This is a genomic window from Paracraurococcus lichenis, assembly GCF_030657435.1.
Lineage (GTDB): Bacteria > Pseudomonadota > Alphaproteobacteria > Acetobacterales > Acetobacteraceae > Paracraurococcus > Paracraurococcus lichenis.
In genome coordinates, this window is the sequence record NZ_JAUTWS010000473.1 from 1 (window position 1) to 479 (window position 479).

1 pseudogene is annotated in these 479 nt (G+C 71.6%); it reads left to right on the forward strand.

Going from position 1 to position 479, the window contains the following annotated elements:
* A pseudogene (locus Q7A36_RS40855) lies at positions 1-479 on the forward strand (ISNCY family transposase); the annotation flags it as partial.

Below are 479 nucleotides of genomic sequence, written 5' to 3' on the forward strand. Positions count from 1 at the left end.
GCCGCAAGAACGACCAGGCGCATGTGGAGCAGAAGAACGGCGCGGTGGTGCGGCGGATCGTCGGCTACTGGCGGCTGGAGGGGCTGGAGGCTGCGGCGGCGCTGGCTGAGCTGTACCGGTCGGTGCGGCTGTTCGTGAACTTCTTCCAGCCCTCGTTCAAGCTGGCCGAGAAGTCGCGTGACGGCGCGGTGGTGCGGAAGCGGTATCACGCCCCGGCCACGCCCTACCAGCGGCTGCTCGAGGACGCGCGGGTCCCGGAGGAGGTCAGGGCCCGTCTGCGCGCGATGGCCTCCGGCCTGGACCCGGTGCGGCTGCTGCGCGACATCCGGGCGGCGCAGCAGCGGCTGGTGGAGATGGCCGACCGCACCGGGGTTGGCGAACACGCGGCGCCGACACAGCCGACTCTGGAGGAGTTCCTGAAGGGTCTGCAGACAGCCTGGCGTGAGGGTGAGGTGCGCCCGACGGCGCAGCTGAAGCCG